We start from the raw sequence: 774 nt of genomic DNA, 5'->3' as shown, positions 1-774 counted from the left end.
CCCACGTCCCGTTCCCGCCGGACGCCGCCCCCGACGTGCCGGAGTTCGCCGGCCCGCTGGCCGAGGAGCTGGAACGGGTGGCCGGGGCCCGCCGGGACGACCACGCCCTGCCCTGGGAGGTCTGGCGGCCCGGGCTGCTGCGCGCGGCCCGCCGGGTGGTGGCGGGCGGGGCCGCGGCGGACGACACCCTGCTCAGTGAGGTGCTGCTGAGGACCGCCGCGGCCGCGGGCACCCGCGCACACGACGGCAGGGCGGCCGCCCTGACCCGCAGGATCGCCCCCTACCTGGCAGACCCGGAGCCCGGCACCGTGGCGGCCGGCCTGGCCCGCGGCACGGCGGCCGGACCCGCCGGGGTACCCGCCGCCCGTACGGAGGGGGCGACGCCGGCCGACGGGGGCGGGCGCGAGAAGGCGCTGGCCCACGCCCTGGCCGTGGTCTCCGAGGCGGCCGTGACGACCGCCCTCCAGGCCCTCGCCCTCACCGCGGCGGGCGTCCCGGAGGCGGCCGGCGGCCCCGCCGGGGCCGTGGCGCTCGCCCTGCGCCGCTTCCCGCCGGTGGAGGCCGCCGTGCACCCGGTACGGGCCCGCTTCGTCTGGGAGGGGCTGGCCGTCGACCCCGGCACGGAGATCCTGGCCGCCCCCGGCTGGCTCCGGGAGGACCCCGACGCCGACACCCCCGTCGACGGCGGGGGCGCCCTGAGGCCCGGACCGCCCTCCCCGCTGTGCGGGGCCGCCACCGGCTGCGCGGCGACCGCTTTCGCCGCCCGGGTCGCCG

At 82.4% G+C, this 774-nt stretch carries 1 pseudogene; it reads left to right on the top strand.

The annotated features are described in order from the left end of the window. Positions 1–774 (top strand): annotated as a pseudogene (locus VR44_RS21365) (hypothetical protein); the annotation flags it as partial.

It is taken from the genome of Streptomyces katrae, assembly GCF_000966975.1.
Classification (GTDB): Bacteria; Actinomycetota; Actinomycetes; order Streptomycetales; family Streptomycetaceae; genus Streptomyces; species Streptomyces katrae.
Note: the sequence above shows the minus strand (reverse complement) of the source record. Positions and strands in the feature narration are given on the sequence as shown.